General features: G+C 29.5%; 20 protein-coding genes and 1 riboswitch. Of the genes, 19 read left to right on the top strand and 1 reads right to left on the bottom strand.

Features of this window, described 5'->3' with window-relative positions:
• The first annotated feature begins 2 nt into the window (after positions 1 to 2).
• From MTX53_RS08125 to MTX53_RS08070, 12 genes are all read left to right on the top strand, one after another.
• Positions 3 to 1715 (top strand): HAMP domain-containing sensor histidine kinase, encoded by a 1713-nt coding sequence (locus MTX53_RS08125; RefSeq protein WP_244833241.1) that lies wholly within the window; start codon positions 3 to 5, stop codon positions 1713 to 1715.
• 318 nt (positions 1716 to 2033) lie between these two features.
• Positions 2034 to 2951 (top strand): phosphate ABC transporter substrate-binding protein, encoded by a 918-nt coding sequence (locus MTX53_RS08120; protein WP_244833240.1) that lies wholly within the window; start codon positions 2034 to 2036, stop codon positions 2949 to 2951.
• A 17-nt stretch (positions 2952 to 2968) separates the two neighbouring features.
• On the top strand, positions 2969 to 3856 hold the full coding sequence (pstC, locus tag MTX53_RS08115) for a phosphate ABC transporter permease subunit PstC (RefSeq protein ID WP_244833239.1): 888 nt from the start codon (positions 2969 to 2971) through the stop codon (positions 3854 to 3856).
• A 1-nt stretch (position 3857) separates the two neighbouring features.
• The gene (gene pstA, locus MTX53_RS08110) at positions 3858 to 4742 is read left to right on the top strand and encodes a phosphate ABC transporter permease PstA (protein ID WP_244833238.1); all 885 of its coding nucleotides are present in this window, start codon (positions 3858 to 3860) and stop codon (positions 4740 to 4742) included.
• A 7-nt stretch (positions 4743 to 4749) separates the two neighbouring features.
• A complete protein-coding gene (gene pstB, locus MTX53_RS08105) occupies positions 4750 to 5499 on the top strand; it encodes a phosphate ABC transporter ATP-binding protein PstB (RefSeq protein WP_244833237.1) in 750 nt (249 codons plus the stop codon).
• A gap of 16 nt (positions 5500 to 5515) precedes the next feature.
• Positions 5516 to 6181, top strand: coding sequence for a phosphate signaling complex protein PhoU (gene phoU, locus MTX53_RS08100; protein WP_244833236.1), 666 nt, complete (start codon positions 5516 to 5518; stop codon positions 6179 to 6181).
• Between the two features lie 163 nt (positions 6182 to 6344).
• Positions 6345 to 7682 (top strand): DUF512 domain-containing protein, encoded by a 1338-nt coding sequence (locus MTX53_RS08095; protein WP_244833235.1) that lies wholly within the window; start codon positions 6345 to 6347, stop codon positions 7680 to 7682.
• Between the two features lies 1 nt (position 7683).
• Positions 7684 to 9000 carry a ribosome biogenesis GTPase Der gene (gene der, locus MTX53_RS08090; protein WP_244833234.1) on the top strand — a complete coding sequence of 439 codons (1317 nt, stop codon included), beginning with the start codon at positions 7684 to 7686 and terminating at the stop codon, positions 8998 to 9000.
• Between the two features lie 2 nt (positions 9001 to 9002).
• Complete coding sequence (locus MTX53_RS08085; protein WP_244833233.1) at positions 9003 to 9995, top strand: NAD(P)H-dependent glycerol-3-phosphate dehydrogenase; 993 nt, start codon at positions 9003 to 9005, stop codon at positions 9993 to 9995.
• 121 nt (positions 9996 to 10116) lie between these two features.
• Positions 10117 to 11595 carry a stage IV sporulation protein A gene (gene spoIVA, locus MTX53_RS08080; protein WP_244833232.1) on the top strand — a complete coding sequence of 493 codons (1479 nt, stop codon included), beginning with the start codon at positions 10117 to 10119 and terminating at the stop codon, positions 11593 to 11595.
• A 125-nt stretch (positions 11596 to 11720) separates the two neighbouring features.
• Positions 11721 to 12152 (top strand): PBECR2 nuclease fold domain-containing protein, encoded by a 432-nt coding sequence (locus MTX53_RS08075; RefSeq protein ID WP_244833231.1) that lies wholly within the window; start codon positions 11721 to 11723, stop codon positions 12150 to 12152.
• Positions 12153 to 12250: 98 nt separating this feature from the next.
• A riboswitch (purine riboswitch) is annotated at positions 12251 to 12349 on the top strand.
• A gap of 59 nt (positions 12350 to 12408) precedes the next feature.
• The gene (locus tag MTX53_RS08070) at positions 12409 to 13779 is read left to right on the top strand and encodes an NCS2 family permease (RefSeq protein ID WP_244833230.1); all 1371 of its coding nucleotides are present in this window, start codon (positions 12409 to 12411) and stop codon (positions 13777 to 13779) included.
• A gap of 73 nt (positions 13780 to 13852) precedes the next feature.
• Here the strand turns inward: MTX53_RS08070 and MTX53_RS08065 are convergent, their stop codons facing one another.
• Positions 13853 to 14560, bottom strand: a complete 708-nt coding sequence (locus MTX53_RS08065) for an MgtC/SapB family protein (RefSeq protein WP_244833229.1) — start codon at positions 14558 to 14560, stop codon at positions 13853 to 13855.
• A 164-nt stretch (positions 14561 to 14724) separates the two neighbouring features.
• Here MTX53_RS08065 and MTX53_RS08060 point away from each other — a divergent pair, with 164 nt between their 5' ends.
• The 7 genes from MTX53_RS08060 to def are packed head-to-tail and all read left to right on the top strand — an operon-like array spanning position 14725 to position 20600.
• On the top strand, positions 14725 to 15609 hold the full coding sequence (locus MTX53_RS08060) for a YicC/YloC family endoribonuclease (protein ID WP_244833228.1): 885 nt from the start codon (positions 14725 to 14727) through the stop codon (positions 15607 to 15609).
• Positions 15610 to 15624: 15 nt separating this feature from the next.
• Positions 15625 to 15900, top strand: coding sequence for a DUF370 domain-containing protein (locus MTX53_RS08055; protein ID WP_244833227.1), 276 nt, complete (start codon positions 15625 to 15627; stop codon positions 15898 to 15900).
• Entirely contained in the window at positions 15890 to 16528 is a 639-nt protein-coding gene (gene gmk / locus MTX53_RS08050) for a guanylate kinase (protein ID WP_244833226.1), read from the top strand. Before MTX53_RS08055 ends, gmk begins: the two co-directional genes overlap by 11 nt.
• A complete protein-coding gene (gene rpoZ, locus MTX53_RS08045) occupies positions 16509 to 16712 on the top strand; it encodes a DNA-directed RNA polymerase subunit omega (RefSeq protein ID WP_244833225.1) in 204 nt (67 codons plus the stop codon). Before gmk ends, rpoZ begins: the two co-directional genes overlap by 20 nt.
• 1 nt (position 16713) lies before the next feature.
• Entirely contained in the window at positions 16714 to 17910 is a 1197-nt protein-coding gene (gene coaBC / locus MTX53_RS08040) for a bifunctional phosphopantothenoylcysteine decarboxylase/phosphopantothenate--cysteine ligase CoaBC (protein ID WP_244833224.1), read from the top strand.
• A gap of 34 nt (positions 17911 to 17944) precedes the next feature.
• Positions 17945 to 20146, top strand: a complete 2202-nt coding sequence (gene priA, locus MTX53_RS08035) for a primosomal protein N' (RefSeq protein ID WP_244833223.1) — start codon at positions 17945 to 17947, stop codon at positions 20144 to 20146.
• Between the two features lie 13 nt (positions 20147 to 20159).
• A complete protein-coding gene (def, locus tag MTX53_RS08030) occupies positions 20160 to 20600 on the top strand; it encodes a peptide deformylase (RefSeq protein ID WP_244833222.1) in 441 nt (146 codons plus the stop codon).
• The last annotated feature ends 8 nt before the right edge of the window (positions 20601 to 20608 follow it).

Raw genomic sequence — 20608 nt, 5'->3', positions numbered from 1 at the left:
TTATGAAAAATAAAATTTTAATTTTTGTATTTACAATAATATTATTTTGTGCACTAATTGCAGGTTCATTCTTTATTTTATTAACTAATCTTGATGAAATAGAAAATACTAAACAGCAGTTAAAAAATTATAATTATTTAATAGAACAGACTAATTATTTAAAAGATGATGAAGAATTTAATGGACTTTCAAATTTAGATATAAAAATAAATGATGTGAATGTCAGAATTACGCTTATTGATATTAGTGGAGAAGTTCTTTTTGACAATCAAGTAAATACGTTAGAAAATCATTTATCAAGACTTGAAGTTCAAGATGCTATAGAAAATGGAAGTGCATATTCAATAAGGTATAGCAGTACTATGAAAGCTAGTTATATGTATTGTGCAACTAGGATAGATGACAATCTTATAATAAGAACTTCTGTGCCTATAAAAATGATGAAAGTATTTCAAAAAGAAAATGTACAGTATTATATTTTGATTTTAGCTGTGATACTTATATTTGGATTAGTTATTTCATTAAGATTTATTAAGAGAATAGTGCAGCCTATAAAAAATCTTGAAGAGGCAACACTTAAAATGAAAAATGGAAACTATAAGATTCGTGCTGATGTTAAAACTAATGATGAACTTGGGGTACTAGCTGAAAGTTTTAATGATATGGCAGATGAACTTCAGCTTAAGATTAAAGAAGTAGTTGATAAGCAGGAAAAATTAGAATCAATTTTAAAAAGTATGGTTGGAGGTATTATTGCAGTCGATAATGAAAATAATATTATATCGATTAATCCTTCTGCATATAGGCTTTTAGGCATAAAAAAGAATGTTCAGAATAAAAATATCTTATCATGTCTTAGTGATTATGATATAAAAAGTTTTCTTGAAGATGATTCAAAGACTACAGAAGAAATAAAAGTGCTCCATCCAATTGAACGTGATTTAAGAGTAAGCAAATCTGAACTTTTGAGTTTTGATCAGAAAATAGGACTTGTAATAAACTTTCAGGATATAACTGACATGAAGAGAGTTGAACTTATGAGATCACAATTTGTTGCCAACGTATCTCATGAACTTAAAACTCCACTTACATCAATTAAAGGATTTGCGGAGACTTTAAGGATAGTTAACGATGATAAAACAAGAAATAAATTTTTAGATATTATAAATAATGAAGCTGAAAGACTCACAAGACTTATAAATGATATTCTTGTCCTATCTAATATTGAAAGCAATCTAGTTTGTGATGTAGATGAATTTCTTCCAGATACTGTTTTGGACACGGTATTTGATATGGTAAAGGATATGGCTATTAAGAAAAATGTTAAGATTAATTATGAAAGTGATAATAGTGAACTTATACTAGGAGATAAAGATAAGTTTTATCAAATGACATTAAATTTAATTGAAAATGCAATAAAGTATTCTGACCCTCAAAAAGATGAAAAAACTATAGATGTTAAAAGCTATAGTAAAAATAGATTTTATTATTTTATAGTTTCAGATAATGGTATTGGAATACCAGAGGAAGACATATCAAGAATATTTGAAAGATTCTATCGTGTTGATAAATCACGTAAAAAGGGAGGAACAGGAGGCACAGGATTAGGCCTTGCTATTGTTAAACACATTGTAAAGACATTTAATGGTAATCTTGATGTTAAAAGTGAGATTACTAAAGGAAGTACATTTACAGTTATTATACCTGTAAATTAATTGAAAATTATAAAAAAGCCGCATAAGATTGATTAAAAAATTCAATCTTATGCAGCTTTTTTTATTATTATATTATAATTATTTATAATATTTTCAAAGCTTATGGGGAAACATATTTAATGAATAAGTATCATAGTATTTGTTTTTTAGATTAATATTATGCAAAGTAGCAATATGGCTTAACAAGTATTTAACAAAGGCATAATATAACTTAACATTAAGTTAATAGTGATTTAATAAAAAATGAGTATTATAAACTTGTACAGAAAATTAAAGTGAAAAAAATAAAAATTTTAGTAAAAACTTTGGAGGTTTTTTATGAAAAAGAAAATGTTAAAAATTTGTATGAGTACTTTACTTACAATGTCAATGGGCTTTGCAATGGCAGGCTGTGGTTCACTTAATGGAGGATCTAACGATAGTACTTCTACAAAAAGTGAAGAAACAAGTGAAGAGATAGCAGGATCTATTACAGTAAGCGGATCTTCAGCATTACTTCCACTAATGGAACAAGCAATAGAAAAATTTAATGCTAAATATCCTGATGCTTCAATAAGTGCTCAGGCAGGTGGATCTGGTACAGGACTTACTCAGGTAATGGATGGAACAGTAGACATAGGAAACTCAGATATTTTTGCAGAAGAGAAATTAGATAAAGATAAAGCTTCTACATTAGTTGATCATCAAGTTGTTGCTGAAAGCTTTGCAATTGCAGTAAATAAATCAGTTGGAGTAGATAACTTAACAAAAGATCAGATAAAGAAAATATTCCTTGGAGAAATTAAAAACTGGAAGGAAGTTGGAGGAAAAGATCAAGAAATCTTTGTTATCCATAGAAAAGACGGATCAGGAACTAGAGCAACATTTGAAAAGAAATTATTAGATGGAACTAAAGAAAATGATGCTATAGGAATTATGCAAGATTCAAATGGAGCTGTTTTATCAGCTATGAAACAAAATGAAGGTGCAATTAGTTACTTAGGACTTGCATATTTAAATGGTGATGATGCTAAAAATGCTGGAATTGTAGCAACTAAGATTGATGGTGTTAGTGCTGAGAAAAACAGTATTGCAGACGGATCATATAAGTTCTGGTCATGGGGACATATGTATACAAAAGGTGAAGCAAAAGGACTTTCTAAACAGTTTATTGATTACATTTCAAGTAGTGAAGTAAAGGAAATTGTAGACAATTTAGGATTTGTTTCTATAAGTGATATGAAAGTTAAAGAATAAATAAAGGATGATAAATAATGGAAAAAAGAAGCTTAAAGGAAAAGTTTAAAAATGAATATATAGGAAAGTTATTTTCAATAGCTTGTGCCTTTCTAATAATAGGAATTACAATTGCAATCATAGTATTCATTTTTATTAAAGGATTAAATCTATTTATTGCAGATAAATACAGCTTTATAAATTTTATATTTAAAAATAATTGGAATCCAGGAGATGAGACACCTTCCTTTGGAGCTCTCTCTTTCATTATAGGTTCAGTATTTGTTTCAGCAGGTGCAGTAATACTTAGTGCACCTGTTGCAATTTCACTTGCTGTGTTTGTAAATATAATATCAAAGAGATTTGGAAGAGTAATAATGAAACCGGCTCTTGAGATTTTAGTTGGAATTCCATCTGTAGTATATGGATGGGTTGGAATATCAGTTTTAGTTCCTTTTGTGAAAAATCATTTTAGTGGTACTGGGTTTTCACTACTTTCAGGAATACTCGTACTTGCACTTATGATTCTTCCCACAATAGCAACACTTTCTATAGATGCTGTAAAAACAATACCAAAAGATCATATTGAAGCATCATATGGACTTGGAGCTACAAGATGGCAGACAATATATAAAGTTATAGTCCCTGGCTCAAGAAGAGGTATTTTAACAGGAGTAATTTTAGGTATAGCAAGAGCTTTTGGAGAGGCACTTGCAGTACAGATGGTTATAGGAAATACAATAAAAATTCCAAATAGCCTTACATCATCTATGTCAACTCTTACAAGTATTCTTACAATGGATATGTCAAATACAGTTGGAGGAACAGTATGGAATGATGCATTATGGTCTCTTGCAATGATTCTTCTTATTATATCGTTTGGATTTATAGTTATTGTAAGAAGAATTGATAAGGGAGGAAAATAACATGAATGCAAAAAAAATGGATAAATTAATGACATACTTTTTCTATGTTATAAGTGCATTTGTAATTTTCATACTAGTAGCATTTATTGCATACATTTTATATAAAGGTTATCCAATGCTGAAATTTTCATTTATCTTTGGGAAAACTAAGCTTACAGGAGCAGGCGGAGGTATTGGAATACAGCTTTTTAACTCTTTCTATATGTTATTTATATCTCTTTTAATTACTATTCCGATAGGAATCGGTGCAGGAATATATCTTGCAGAATATGCAAAAGAAGGTAAAATACTTAATTTTATATCAATGTCACTTGAAACAATGTCATCTCTTCCTTCTATAGTAATAGGTATGTTTGGACTTCTTATATTTGTTAACTTTATGGATATGGGATATTCAATACTTGCAGGTGCATTATCAGTAAGTATATTAAATATTCCAGCAATGACAAGAGTTTCAGAAAATGCTATAAGAGCAGCTTCACTTAAAGTAAAGGAAGCATCACTTGGGCTTGGAGCCACAAGATGGCAGACATTATGTAAAATAACAATTAAATCAGCAATTGGAGAAATAATTACAGGAATTATTTTAGCATCAGGAAGAATATTTGGAGAAGCAGCAGCTTTTCTATACACAGCAGGACTATCTTCTGCAAATTTTAAATTTGATATGCTAAGTTTTACAGGAAGCAAATCAGCATTTTCGTTATTTAGACCAGCAGAAACTTTAGCAGTTCATATTTGGAAACTAAATTCTGAAGGAATAGTTCCAGATGCAGTTGCTATAGCAAATGGAACTGCAGCAGTATTAATGATTATAGTATTAATTTTTAATTTATCTGCAAGACTCATTGGGAATAGGATAATCAAAGTTTATCAAGGAAAGTAGGATTATTATGGGAATTATAACAACTAATGATTTATCTCTTTATTATGGAGACAATAAAGCCCTTAAAGAAATAAATTTAGATATAAACAAAAATGAAGTTACAGCACTTATAGGTCCATCGGGATGTGGAAAATCTACATTTTTAAGAACATTAAATAGAATGAATGATTTAATTGAATGTGTAAGAATTGAAGGAAAGGTATTATTTGAAGGAAAAGACATTTATAAAGATTATGATGAGATAACACTTAGAAAGCGTATAGGAATGGTGTTTCAAAGACCGAATCCTTTCCCAATGTCTATATATGATAATATAGCTTATGGACCAAGAATACATGGAAATAAAAATAAAGTATCTCTTGACGAGATAGTAGAGAAGAGTTTAAGAAAGGCTGCTCTTTTTGATGAAACAAAAGACAGATTAAAAGATAGTGCAATGAGACTTTCAGGAGGACAGCAACAGAGACTTTGTATTGCGAGAACACTTGCAGTATCACCTGAGGTTATATTAATGGATGAACCTACATCTGCCCTTGATCCTATTTCAACAAGCAAAGTTGAAAATCTTATGGATGAATTAAAGAAAGAATATACTGTAATAATAGTAACTCATAATATGCAGCAGGCTGGAAGAATTGCTGACAAGACAGCATTTTTCTTAAATGGTGAAGTAGTTGAATTTGGTAAAACTGAAGATATTTTTTATAAACCAAGAGATAAAAGGACAGAGGATTATATAACAGGAAGATTTGGTTAAAAGGAGTGTTAATAATATGACAAGAGGTTCAAATGATGCAAGAGTCAAAGTTATTAATGATAAATTAATGACTATGACAAATCTTGTAGAAAAACAGATATATAAGAGTATTGTATCTTTAAAATTATGCGATATTGAAATCGCTAATAAAATAATAAAAGATGATGACAAGGTAGATAATCTTCAAAAGGAACTTGAAGATGCATGTATTAAATATATTGCAGCAGAGCAGCCACTTGCAACAGATTTAAGAAGAGTTTTTACAGCATCTAAAATTGTAACTGATCTTGAAAGAATGGCAGATCATGCAGTTGATATATGTAAGGTCGTAAAAAGAATAAACTGCAAAATAAATGAAAAAGATCAGACATTTACCTTACTATGGGATATGGCAGAAAAAGTAAGAGATATGGTAAAAATGTCTGTAGACGCCTATCTTGATGAAAATAAAGATGAGGCATATAGAATATGTTCATTAGATGATTCTGTAGATAAAGATTATAAGGAGTTATTTTCTGCACTTGTTCAAAAAATAAAAGATAATAATGTATCATTTTCTGATAATGGAACTCAGCTTCTATTTGTAATTAAATATTTAGAGAGAATAGCTGACCATGTAACAAATATATGTGAATGGACTATATTCTTAAATAGTGGAAATTACGTCGATTTAAATGAATAAAATTATTTTTAAAATTTAATATCTGTTTTTTAAAAATTTAATGGATATAAAGCATAAAGCTATATTATCTATTAAATTTTTTTTATTTGCAATAGAATAATAGTTAATATATAATTAGAAATGCTTGAATAAAATAAGGTATGTTATAATAGGAGTGATATATATGAAAAATATTATAACAAAAGTAGATAAAGGCAGTATAGGAGAAGAAGTAGGGATAGAAGTTAATGATATACTTTTATCGATAGATGGTAATAATATAGATGATATTATTGATTATAAATTTTTATCTGCAGATGAAGAAATTACAATAGAAATTGAAAAATGCAATGGCGAAGTTTGGGATATTGATATTGAAAAAGAATATGGAGAAGATTTAGGATTAGAATTTGGCGGCGGAATAATGGATAAAGCAAAAAGCTGTAGTAATAAATGTATGTTTTGTTTTATAGATCAGCTTCCAAAAGGATTAAGGCAAACTCTTTATTTTAAAGATGATGATTCAAGACTTTCATTCCTTCAAGGAAACTTTGTAACACTTACAAATATGAAAGATGAAGATATAGATAGAATTATAAGGTATCATATAAGTCCTATAAATGTTTCTGTCCATACAACTAATAAAGAACTTAGAAAAAAAATGCTAAGTAATAGGTTCGCAGGAAACATAATGGAGAGAATGAAAAAACTTGCTGATGCAGGGATAGTAATGAATGCTCAAATTGTTTCGATTCCGAATATAAATAATGGAGAGGAACTTTTAAAGACTATAAATGATTTATATTCTTTATACCCATATGTTTCAGAAGTTGCTGTTGTTCCAATAGGAGTTACTAAATTCAGAGAAGGACTTGCAAAAGTCGATACATATACTAAGGAACTTGCAGAAAAAGAAATAAATAGTATAAAAAGACTTCAAAACAAATTTATAAGTGATGGAAATGGACCATTTGTTAGGCTTTCTGATGAGTTTTATATTGTTGCAGGTCATAATATTCCAGATGAAGAATTCTATGATGGGTATAATCAGATTGAAGATGGAATAGGAATGGTTAGATGCTTTAAAAGTGAAATAGATTCATCAGCATCTTCTGTAGAAAAGAATTTAAAAGGAAGTTTTTCAATTGCGACTGGAGTACTTGCTTATGATAGTATAAAAGAAGCTGCAAGTAAGATAATGTCTTATAATGAAAATATAAAAATAGATGTTTATAAAATAATTAATTATTTTTTTGGAGAGACAATAACAGTAGCAGGTCTTCTTACTGGAAAAGATATAATAGAACAATTAAAAGGAAAAATAAAATCAAAATATCTTATTATGCCTGAAAATATGTTCAGACGAGGATATGAATTTTCAGATAGTGATGAACTTATAATGCTCGATGATACAAGAATAAAAGACATAGAAGAAGCTTTAGATGTACAAGTGATAGTTGTAAACTTTACGGGTGAAGACTTAGTAAAAAAAATAAATGAACGTATTAAGGAGGACAATTAAAATGGCAAAACCAATAGTTGCGATGGTTGGAAGACCTAACGTAGGAAAATCAACATTATTTAATAAACTTGCAGGAAGGAGAATATCTATAGTTGAGGATACTCCTGGAGTTACAAGAGATAGAGTATACGCTGATGCAGAGTGGCTTAATTACAATTTTACAATTATAGATACAGGTGGTATAGAACCTTATAGAGATGACATAATAGTAAAGCAGATGAGAAGACAGGCAAATATTGCAATTGAAACAGCAGATGTAATTGTATTTATAGTTGATGGTAAAGAAGGTCTTACTTCTTCAGACGAAGAAGTTGCATCAATGCTTAGAAAGAGCAAAAAACCAGTTGTATTAGTTGTAAATAAGATTGATTCTTTAAAAGAAGAAGATAATGCATATGAATTTTATAATTTAGGTATTGGAGATCCTATAACAATTTCAGCTTCTCAGGGACTTGGACTTGGAGATATGCTTGATAAAGTAGTAGAAAACTTTGATCCTGAAGCACTTATTGATGAAGAAGACGAGTATATAAGAATAGCAATGATAGGAAAGCCTAATGTTGGAAAATCGTCTCTTATAAATAAGCTTTTAGGCGAAGAAAGAGTTATAGTATCAGATAAACCAGGTACTACAAGAGATGCAATAGATAGCTATCTTGAAACTGAAGAAGGAAAATTTATATTAATTGATACAGCAGGACTTAGAAGAAAGAGTAAAGTTAAAGAAGAAATTGAAAGATATAGTGTTGTAAGAACTTATGCGGCAATAGAGAGAGCTGATGTATGTATACTTATGATCGATGCAGGTGAAGGAATTTCAGAGCAGGATGAAAAGATTATAGGATATGCACATGATATGAGAAAGGCTATTATTGTTATAGTAAATAAATGGGATCTTATAGAAAAAGATAATAAGACTTTAGATAATTTTAAAAGAGATCTTCAAAGTAAACTTAAGTTCATGGGTTATGCTGAATATTTATTTATATCTGCATTAACAGGACAGAGAGTTCCAAGAGTTTTAAAACTTGCCAAAAAATGCTATGACAATTATACTAAAAGAGTACCTACAGGTGTCTTGAATGATGTTATAAATAGAGCAGTATTAATGAAAGAGCCTCCAATAGTAGGACTTAAGAGAATGAAGATATATTATGCTGTTCAGGCTGCAACAAGACCTCCTAAATTTGTATTCTTTGTAAATGATATAGGAGCTAAACATTTTTCATATGAAAGATATATAGAAAATCAGTTAAGAGAAAGTTTTGACTTTAAAGGTACAGGAATTCAGATAGAATATAGGCAAAGGAAGGAATAATATTGAGAAAGGTTACATTTATCGGTGCTGGAAGTTTTGGAACTGCATTAGCTGTTCTTCTTGCTGAAAAGGGAAATCAGGTTTATATCTATGATAGAAATAAAGAAATAGTAGATGATATAAATAATGAGAAGAGAAACATAAGATATATGAAAAAGCTATGCATTCCAGAAAATGTTACAGCAGTAAATACTATGGATGAAGCAGTGAAAGAAGCTGATTATGTTATTCTTGCTGTACCGTCTCAGGTTATAAGATCTGTTTCAAAACAGGTGAAAAAGTATATAAGAGAAGATGCAGTTATTATCTCTATTGCAAAAGGAATTGAAAAAGGAACAAACAAGAGAATGTCAGTTGTAATAGGCGAGGAACTTGAAAATCCTGTAGTAATTCTTTCAGGACCAAGTCATGCAGAGGAAGTGGCACTTAAACTTCCAACAACAGTAGTTACGACTTCAACTGATATAAAATATGCAAAAGATGTTCAAGATTTATTTATGAATTCATATTTCAGGGTATATACAAACGATGATATAATAGGTGTAGAAATAGGTGGAGCGGTTAAAAATATTATCGCTCTTGCGGCTGGAATAATTGATGGACTTGGATTTGGAGACAATACAAAAGCTGCGCTTATAACAAGAGGAATGAGTGAAATTGCAAGAATAGGAATTGCTCTTGGAGGAAAAGCGAAAACATTTTATGGTCTTACCGGTATGGGTGATCTTATAGTAACATGCACATCAAAGCATTCACGAAATAGGATGGCAGGTTATCTTATAGGAAAAGGTAAAACTGTTGATGAAGCTGTTTCAGAAGTTAAGATGGTTGTTGAAGGAATAGATGCGTGTAAGGCTTTTTATAATCTGAAAGAAAAACTTAAAATATCAATGCCAATAACCGATGGATTGTATAGAGGAATTTTTAATGGCAAAAAAAGTAGCGAAATAATAAACGAACTGATGAACAGAGACAAGAAAAACGAATTTTACTAATTAATTTACTTTAAAGAAAGATTATTTAAAAGAATATTTTTAAATAATCTTTTTTAATAGTATATTATTTTCCATGACCGAATATATATATTACTGGCAAAAAGATATAGGAGGGAACTACATGGATGATTTTAACATATATAAAGATATTGCGGAAAGGACTGATGGAGACATATATGTAGGGGTTGTTGGACCTGTAAGAACAGGAAAATCAACTTTTATTAAAAGGTTCATGGATTTAATGGTAATACCAAAGATAGACAATACTTACAAAAAGGAAAGAGCACAGGATGAACTTCCTCAAAGTGGTTCTGGAAAAAGTATTTATACAACAGAGCCTAAATTTGTTCCAAATGAAGCAGTTACAATTGAAATTGATGATGAAGTTAAATTTAATGTAAGAATGGTAGATTGTGTTGGATATATTGTAAAAGCAGCAACAGGATATTTAGATGGTGAAGAAACTAGAATGGTTAATACACCATGGTATGATTATGAAATACCATTTGAAGATGCAGCAGAAATTGGAACTAGAAAAGTAATAAAAGATCACTCAACTATAGGAATTGTAGTTACAACTGATGGGAGCATAACAGGAATCAATAGAGAAGATTATGTAGAAGCTGAAGAAAGAGTAATTGAGGAACTTAAATCACTTAAGAAGCCATTTATTATAATACTTAATACTGTAAAACCAAATTCAAAAGAATCTGAGACTTTAAAAAAAGAATTAGAAACAAAATATAATGTGACAGTTCAGGTAGCGGATGTCTCAAATATGACAATTGAAGATATTGACAATATATTTAAACAAATTTTAATGGAATTTCCTGTTAAAGAGATAAATATTGATTTTCCTGAATGGGTAGAGAAACTTGATGGAGAGCATTGGCTTAAAAAAGCTTTTATTGAATTTGTAAGAAATATGGCAGATAGTATATCTAAAATAAGGGATATAAAATTCTCATTAAATCTTTCTCCGGATGAAGAATATTTAGGCTATGCGAATATAAATGAAGTAGATCTTGGTTCTGGAAGGTCTAATATTATTCTTAAGCCTAAAGAGGGTGTGTTTTATAAAGTCTTAAGTGAAATCTGTGATCTTGAGATTTCATCAGAAGGTGATCTTTTAGGTATTATAAAAGATTTAACATTTGCAAAATGTGAGTATGATAAGGTAAAAGATGCATTAAATGATGTAAAAGAAACAGGATATGGTCTTGTTGCACCTCAGCTTTCAGAGATGAAATTTGAAGAACCTGAACTTGTAAAACAGGGAGATAAATTTGGGGTAAAACTTAAAGCAAGTGCACCAAGTCTTCATTTTATAAAATGTGATGTAAAAACAGAGATAAGTCCTATAATGGGTTCCGAAAAAGAATCAGAGGAGCTTATAAAAGGACTTTTAGACCAGTTTGAAAATGACCCTCAGAAATTGTGGCAGAGTAATATGTTTGGAAAATCACTAGAAGTTCTTGTAAAAGAAGGACTACAAAATAAATTGTATAAAATGCCTGAAGATGTTCAAATTAAGATACAAAAGACTCTTCAAAAAATAATAAATGAAGGCAATGGAGGCCTTATTTGTATAATCCTTTAATAAAATAAGAACAAATGTGTATATAGCGAATATTATAATATTAGGAGATAATATCCGCTATGTACTATTTTCAAAATATAATAGATGGATTATAATAGAAAAAAGGATGTAAATGAGGGATATGTATGAGAAGAGAATATAAGGCATATAAAAAAGTTGGAAAAATCCAGGAATATATATTACATTTATTAGATATTGATTTTTGTGGCGATGTCTTTACTTCTCCTGGTGCTATAAATCATATAAGAAAAAAGCACGGAAGACAATTTCCTAAAAAGATACGCGAAGATATATTAGGAACTATAACAAAGATAATTGAGTCGCCTGATTATGTTGGTATGTCAAAAAAATATAGAAGAAATGGTTCTATAGAGCTAGTAAAAAAAATGGATATTATATTATTTTTAGGACTTGAAATTGATACTGAAGATAAATATATTTTTGTTGCAACTTTATATCCTATGACAGAGTCTAAAATGATTGGAAGAATAAATAGTGATAGACTCGATCTTATAAGCCGTCATACAGATAGAGAAAAATATTTGGATTTTATTTGAGGTGAGAAAGGCTCCTCATACGCTATTTTTAGTAAACAGGGATGCAGGATACGCCGACCTGCCAAATAAAAAATTGACATTTTTTTAAATTACATATATACTAAATATGTTATTATACTCATATAATCGTGATAATTGGTTCACAAGTTTCTACCAGGTACCGTAAATTCCTGACTATGGGTAAGCTTTATTTTACGTGAGTCAGTTTGAATTTAAAATTCGAATTGGCTTTTTATTTTTTTTAGGAGGAAATAAAATGCAGCAGACAAAAAAGAAAAGTAGTTTTTTTGAAATCTTCAACAATGAAAAAGTAGATTTTAAAAAAGAAATTATTGCAGGTATTACAACATTTTTAACAATGGCTTATATTCTTGCAGTAAATCCTAATATTTTAGGGGAAACAGGAATGGATAAGGGTGCTCTTGTTACAGCAACTTGTTTATCAGCAGGACTTGCTACAATACTTATGGGATTTTATGCAAATTTACCATTTGCGTTAGCTTCAGGAATGGGACTTAATGCATATTTTGCTTATTCTGTAGTACTCGGAAAAAATGTTTCATGGAATGTCGCTTTAACAGCGGTATTTATTGAAGGAATTATTTTTATTGTTTTATCACTTTGTAAAGTAAGAGAAGCTGTAGTAAATGCTATACCTATGAATATGAAATATGCAGTAACAGCAGGAATAGGACTTTTTATTGCATTTATAGGATTTAAAGGTTGTAATCTTGTAGTAGGAAATAAGAGTAATCTTTTAGCTTTAGGAAAGTTTACACTACCTACAGTTATTATTGCTTGTATTGGAATTGTAATTATTGCAGTTTTAGATAAAAAAGGAATAAGAGGTTCTATACTTATTGGTATCGTGGTAAGTACTCTTTTAGCATGGGGATTTGCATTAAAGTATACTGATTATGCTGCAAGCCTTGGAATTTATCTTCCAACAGGTGTTATAAAGTTTGAAAGCTTAGCACCAATTGCAGGAAAAATTGATTTAGGATATGCATTCCATCCAAGTAATATACTTAACTTTATTACTGTAGTATTTACATTTTTATTTGTTGATTTCTTTGATACAGTTGGAACATTAGTAGGTGTTACTTCAAGAGCAGGAATGCTTGATGAAGAAGGAAAAGTTCCAAACGTTGGAAAAGCTCTTTTAGTAGATGCTGTAGGAACTACTGCAGGTGCATGTCTTGGAGTTTCAACAGTAACAACTTATGTTGAGAGTTCTACAGGTGTTGCAGCAGGAGGAAGAACTGGATGGACATCAGTTACAACAGGAGTATTATTCTTAGTTGCAATGTTCTTCTCACCTATATTTATTTCAATTCCAGCATGTGCAACAGCACCAGCACTAATTTATGTAGGATATTTAATGCTTGGAGCTGTTAAGAATATTGATTTTGATGAAATTACAGAAGGTGTTCCAGCATTTATAACAATAGCTTTAATGCCTTTAACAGCAAGTATAGGTGATGGACTTACATTTGGTGTTTTAGCATATGTATTCATTAATCTAATTTACAACATATTTTTTGCAAAAGGAGAAAAGAAGAAATTATCTCCTGTTATGATTTTCTTAGGAATAATATTCATTGTTAAACTTGTTATTCTTATTTAGTATTTTGTAACATATTAAAGATTTTTATAAAAATAACCCCCCTATAGGATAAAAATTCTATAGGGGGTTATTTTTATTCTATTTCTCCTGCGTTTATTACTCCATCTATTTTATGAAGATCTAGTATATATTCAGAATGCTCATGCTTTTTTAAAAATGTAAGAGTCATATTGAGACTTATTGTATTTTGTGAGTTATTCTGTCTATTAATAACTTCAATGTTTGAAATTGTTGTTCCATCACTTTTTACGATATTTAAAAAATTTGTGACGCCTTTTATATCTCTTAATGTAACATAAATATCAAGAGTTTTTGAATGAATTCGTGCAAAAAGATCAAGCTTATGAAGAAGCGTTACGACAAAGTATAAAAATATACAAGAGATTACTGCGCCTTCGTAAAACCCAATTCCAATAGCAAGTCCTATACATGCACATGACCAAAGACATGCTGCTGTTGTAAGACCTTTAACTTCATTTTTTCCTACAACAAGGATTGTACCAGCACCTAAAAAACCAATTCCACTGACTACTTGTGCTCCAATTCTTGAAGGGTCAGACTGCATACCTAAAACATCATACATATATTGACCGGTAATCATTACCATGGTAGCACCTATACATACTAAAATGTGTGTACGAAATCCTGCAGGACGTTTTTTTCTACCTCTTTCAGCACCAATTATTCCACCACATATTGTAGCTAACATAAGTCTTACTATAATAGATAGAGTATTAATGCTTTGAAGATAAGAATGAATATTTTGAATAAATAAATGCATAAAAAATCCACCTTTTGTCTTTAAAATTTATATCAATCCCTATATTATATCAGTAATATTTCAATTATCAAAATAAATGTTAACAATTTGTAAACAAACAATTGACTATTATAAGAAAAAAAATTATTATAAAATAGCAGGAAGTAATCGGGAGGTGAGATAAGATGAAAAGTATGACAAGTTTTGGAAAGTCACAGAGTGATGGTGACGGTAAGTCTAGATTTTATTCTGTAGAGATAAAAAGCGTCAATAATAGATATCTTGATATAAATATTAAAATGCCTAAATTTATGCTTGAACTTGAAGAAAATTTTAGAAATTTAATTAGAAACAGGATAAAAAGAGGTAAGGTTGATGTTTTTATAAATTATAGAGATTATGAAACACTTCAAGGAATTCCTGTAGTTAATAAAAAGCTTGCACATGAATATTATAACTGTATTAAGGATATACAAGATGAGCTTGGCATTTTAAATGATGATATATCACCATTTAAAATTGCAAAATTTCCTGATGTTATAACAATTCAGCAAAATGATATCGATACAAAGAGTGTATTAAAGGAAGTTACTTGTGTAATGAATAAAGCACTTGATGCTATGAATGAAATGAGGCTTAGAGAAGGTACAAAGCTTAAAGAAGATATATTAGCTAAAATTAATTATATAGAAAAATGTGTTTTAGAAATAGAAAAATATTCAGAAAAAGTTTCTGAAAATTATAAAAAGAGGCTAGAAGAAAGGCTTAAAGAACTTCTTTCAAATTCAGAAATTGACGAAGGAAGAATAGCACTTGAAGTTGCTATTTTAGCAGATAAAGCGGCTGTAGACGAAGAAATAACAAGACTTAAGAGTCACATATATCAGATGAGACTTACAATGGATTCTGATGAGCCATCAGGAAGAAAACTTGATTTTATAATACAGGAAATGAATAGAGAAGCTAATACAATCGCTTCTAAATCAGTAGATTTAAATATGACAAATCTTGTTCTTGAAATTAAGAATACTATTGAAAAAATAAGAGAACAAATACAGAATTTGGAATAACCAAGGAGGCGAATCATGTCAATAAAGTTAATTAATATAGGCTTTGGAAATATTGTAGCCGCTAATAGACTTGTCGCAATAGTAAGTCCTGAATCAGCACCAATAAAAAGAATAATACAGGAAGCACGTGACAGGGGAATGCTTATAGATGCAACATATGGCAGAAGAACTAGAGCTGTTTTAATAACAGACTGTGATCATATTATATTATCTGCAGTTCAGCCAGAAACTGTTGCTCATAGATTAACAACTATTCAAGATGATGTAGAAATGGATGAGGATGATGAATAAAAAAAAAGGCCTATTAATAGTAATTTCAGGACCATCTGGAGCAGGAAAAGGAACTATATGTAAAGCACTTCTCGAAAAGAGAAAGGATCTTAATCTTTCTGTTTCAGCAACTACAAGAGAACCACGAGCTGGTGAAAAAGATGGAATAAATTATTATTTTTTAACTAAAGATGAATTTAAACAAAGAATAGATGATGGAGATTTTCTTGAATATGCTACAGTATATAAAAATTTCTATGGAACTCCAAAATCAAATGTTGAAAAAAAACTTGAAGATGGAAAAGATGTTATTCTTGAAATAGATATTCAAGGAGCATTAAAAGTAAAAGAAAATATAGAAGAAGGAATTTTTATTTTTATACTTCCTCCATCAATGGAAGAACTTAAAAATAGAATAATAAAAAGAGGAAGTGAAACAGAAGAATCACTTATGCTAAGATTTAAGTCAGCATATAAAGAGATTAATTTTGTTTCAAAGTATAATTATGCTGTTGTAAATGATGAAATAGATGAAGCAGTATCTAAAATAGAATCAATAATTACTGCAGAAAAATGCAGAGTTGATAGAATAAAACATAGTATATTAGATTCAAAGGAGGGTTTAATTCATGAACAACTCTATGATTAATCCATCTGTTGTGGATTTATTAAATAAAGTACATGACAGATATTCATTAGTAATTTTAACATCAAAAAGGGCAAGACAGATAATAGAAGGAGCTAAAGCAGAAGTTGAGGTGCCATCAAACAAACCACTTACTATAGCTATAAATGAAATTAATCAAGATAAGATTAATTATGAAGTGATTTAAAATGGAAGACACTAAAAAACATGTTGTACTGGGTGTTACAGGAGGAATTGCTGCATATAAAGCTGTAGAAATAGTAAGTATACTAGTTAAAAAGGATATAGACGTAAAAGTTGTAATGACAAATGAAGCAGTTAAATTTGTAGCTCCTCTTACATTTCAGTCATTAAGTAAAAATGTTGTATCAGTTGATACGTTTGAAGAACCTAAAGCATGGGAAATAGAGCATATAAGCCTTGCAACATGGGCAGATGTATATGTTGTAGCTCCTGCAACTGCAAATATAATTGGTAAAGTAGCAAATGGAATAGCAGATGATTTATTATCTACTTCCATTATGGCAACAGATTCAAGTAAAGTTGTTTTTGCACCTGCTATGAATACTAATATGTATTTTAATAATATTGTTCAGGACAATATTAAAAAGTTAGAAAGTTATGGATATAAATTCATAGCACCTGCAAGTGGAAGACTTGCTTGTGGAACAAGCGGAATGGGAAAACTTGAGAGCCCTGAAGTTATTGCAGATTATGTAATGATGAATCTTAATAAAAAAGATCTTAAAGGCAAAAAAGTTTTAGTTACAGCAGGACCTACAATATCTAAAATTGATCCTGTAAGATTTATAACAAATAGATCTTCTGGTAAGATGGGATATAGGATTGCTAAAGAAGCAAGAAACAGAGGAGCTCAGGTTGTTTTAGTATCAGGACCTGTGGCACTTAAGCCTATACAAGGAATAAAGACAGTTTATATTGAAACAAATGAAGAAATGAAAAAAGCAGTATTTGATGAATTTTCTGACTCTGATATAGTAATAAAAGCTGCAGCTGTTGCAGATTATAAACCTGAAAAATACAGCACTCAGAAGATAAAGAAGTCAGATTCAGATTTAAGTATAAAATTTGTACGAGATACAGACATTTTAAAAGAACTTGGGAAAATGAAAGATAAGCAGGTACTTGTGGGATTTGCAGCAGAAAGTCAAAATTTAGTTAAAAATGCAAAAGATAAACTTAAAAGAAAAAATCTTGATTTTATTGTAGCAAATGATATTACTAAAGCGGATACAGGATTTTCTTCAGACGATAACAAAGTAACTATTTTTTCAAATGATAATGAAGAGTTTAATTTAGAAAAGATGGAAAAAGACAAGATAGCTGAAAAATTATTTGATATTATAGCTAAGAAGCGCTTATAATGCGCTTCTTATTATTTATAAAGGAGGAATGTATATGTATGCTCAGGTAATAGTAAATAATGATGCAGCAAGTGTTGATAAACCTTTTACATATATTGTTCCTCAAAATATTGAAGAAAAAATAAAAATAGGGCATAGGGTTAAAATACCTTTTGGAATTAGAAGCAGACTTATTGAGGGTTTCGTATATTCAATTTCAAAAGATGTAAAAGACAGTAGTATTCATTTAAAAAGTATAAAATGTATATGTGATGAAAAACCATGCCTTACTTATGATGATATACAGTTAATAGAATTTTTAAGAAGAAAATATTTATGCAGTTTTATTGATGCAATAAGGATTATGATACCTTATGGAATACTTAAGGGAATTAAAAACAAGAAGAAGAAAGTTATATTAGTTTCTAATGAAAAGAAACTTGAATCTATAAATAAGAATAATGATAAATATAGAGAAATATTTCAATTTATAAAAAATAATGATGGAATTTATAATAAAGCTGAAATTACAAAAAAATTAGAAATTTCTATATATTATTTAAATAAAATGATTGAGAAAGACATCCTTAAAGTAGAAGATAAAATTGTATTCAGATATAATAAAAAAACATATAAAGATGATAATAAAAAAGTTCTTACAGATGAACAAAGATATGCTGTAAATAGAGTAATAAATGGAGAAAAAGATGTATATCTTTTAAAAGGTGTAACAGGTTCTGGCAAAACTGAGGTATATTTAAGTTTAGCATCTTACATGTTAAGTATTGGAAAGGGTGCTATAGTACTTGTACCTGAAATCTCTCTTACACCTCAGATGGTAGAAAGGTTTAAAGGAAGATTTAAACAAAATGTTGCGCTTTTTCACAGTAGGCTTTCTGAGGGAGAAAGATTTGATGAATGGCAGAGAGTTAAAAATGGAGAAGCAAAACTTGTTGTAGGAGCAAGGAGCGCTTTATTTCTTCCAGTTCGGAATATTGGACTTATAGTAATTGATGAGGAGCATGAGAATACATATAAATCTGAACACAATCCTAAATATGATGCGAGGGAAACAGCAAGATTTATATGTAAATTGAAAAATGCAAAGCTTGTTCTTGGTTCTGCAACTCCGAGTATTGAAAGTTTTTATAAAGCTAAAGAAAATGAATTTGAGCTTATTGAATTAAAAAAAAGAGCAAATGGAAGTAGTATGCCTTCTATTGAACTTGTTGATATGAGAGAGGAACTTAAAAATCACAATAATTCATTATTTAGTAAAAGATTATATGATGAAATGAAAAAAACTTTAAATAATAAAAAGCAGATAATACTCTTTTTAAATAGAAGAGGATATTCAACATTTATATCATGTAGAAAATGTGGGTATGTCTTTAAATGTCCAGATTGCGATGTACCTATGACATATCATAGAAATGGATATCTTGTATGTCATTATTGTGGAAGAACTGAAAAAGCAGTTAAAATATGTCCAGAATGTAAAAGCAAATATGTAAAATATTTTGGCGCAGGAACTGAGAGAGTAGAAAATGAAGTTAAAAAATATTTTAATGGTGCACGAGTTTTAAGAATGGATGTAGATACTACAAGATTTAAAAATTCTCATGAAGCTATTTATAATGCATTTAAAAATAAAGAGGCCGATATTTTAATAGGAACACAGATGATTTCTAAAGGACTTGATTTTGATGATGTTACACTTGTAGGAGTCTTAGCTGCTGATATGTCACTTAATATTCCAGATTATAGATCGGCATTTAGAACATATCAAATCATAACTCAAGTTTCAGGAAGGGCAGGAAGACATAATGATAAAGGACTTGTTATAGTTCAAAGCTATGATCCTTCAAATTACAGCTTGCAGTTTGCAAAAAATAATGATTATGAATCTTTATATGAAAAAGAAATAGATTTAAGAAAACTTATGGATAATCCGCCATTTAGTAAAATTATGTGTATAGGAGTATCATCAAAAGATGAAAATCTTTTAAAAGATTTTATGAATACATTATATAAAAGTTTAAAAAGTATAATAGATAAAAATGATTATACTATGCTAAAACCAGTTCCTTGCATAATTACAAAATTAAAAGAAAATTATAGATGGCAGATATTAATTAAGGGAAATTTAAGAGACGAAATTAATAAAAAAATCAAAGATACACTTTATATATTAAGTAAGAGTGTATATAATAAAATAAGGGTTAGTATAGACATTAATCCAAACAATATGACTTAGGAGGAATTTTAAAATGGCATTAAGGCAAATAAGAACATATGGAGATAATATACTTAGAAAAAAGTGTAGAGAAGTAGATAAAATAGATGATAGAATAAAAACTTTAGTTAAAGATATGAGAGAAACAATGTATGATGCAGATGGAGTAGGTCTTGCAGGTCCTCAGGTAGGAATTTTAAAGAGATTATTTGTAATAGATATTGGACAGGGGCCTTTAACATTTATAAATCCTGTAATAGTTGAAACAAGTGGAAGCCAAGTAGATGAAGAAGGATGTTTAAGTCTTCCTGGACGTTCAGCTAAGGTTATGAGACCTAATTATGTAAGAGCAAGAGCATTAAATGAAAATGGTGAAGAATTTGAAATAGAGGCAGAAGAACTTCTAGCAAGAGCAATACTTCACGAATATGATCATTTAAATGGAACATTATTTATAGATAGAGTTAAGAAATAGGTGATAAA

It is taken from the genome of Clostridium sp. BJN0001 (assembly GCF_022869825.1).
In the GTDB taxonomy this organism is placed as follows: domain Bacteria; phylum Bacillota; class Clostridia; order Clostridiales; family Clostridiaceae; genus Clostridium.
The sequence above is the reverse complement of the archived record's forward strand: the minus strand, read 5'-3'. Positions and strand labels throughout refer to the sequence as shown.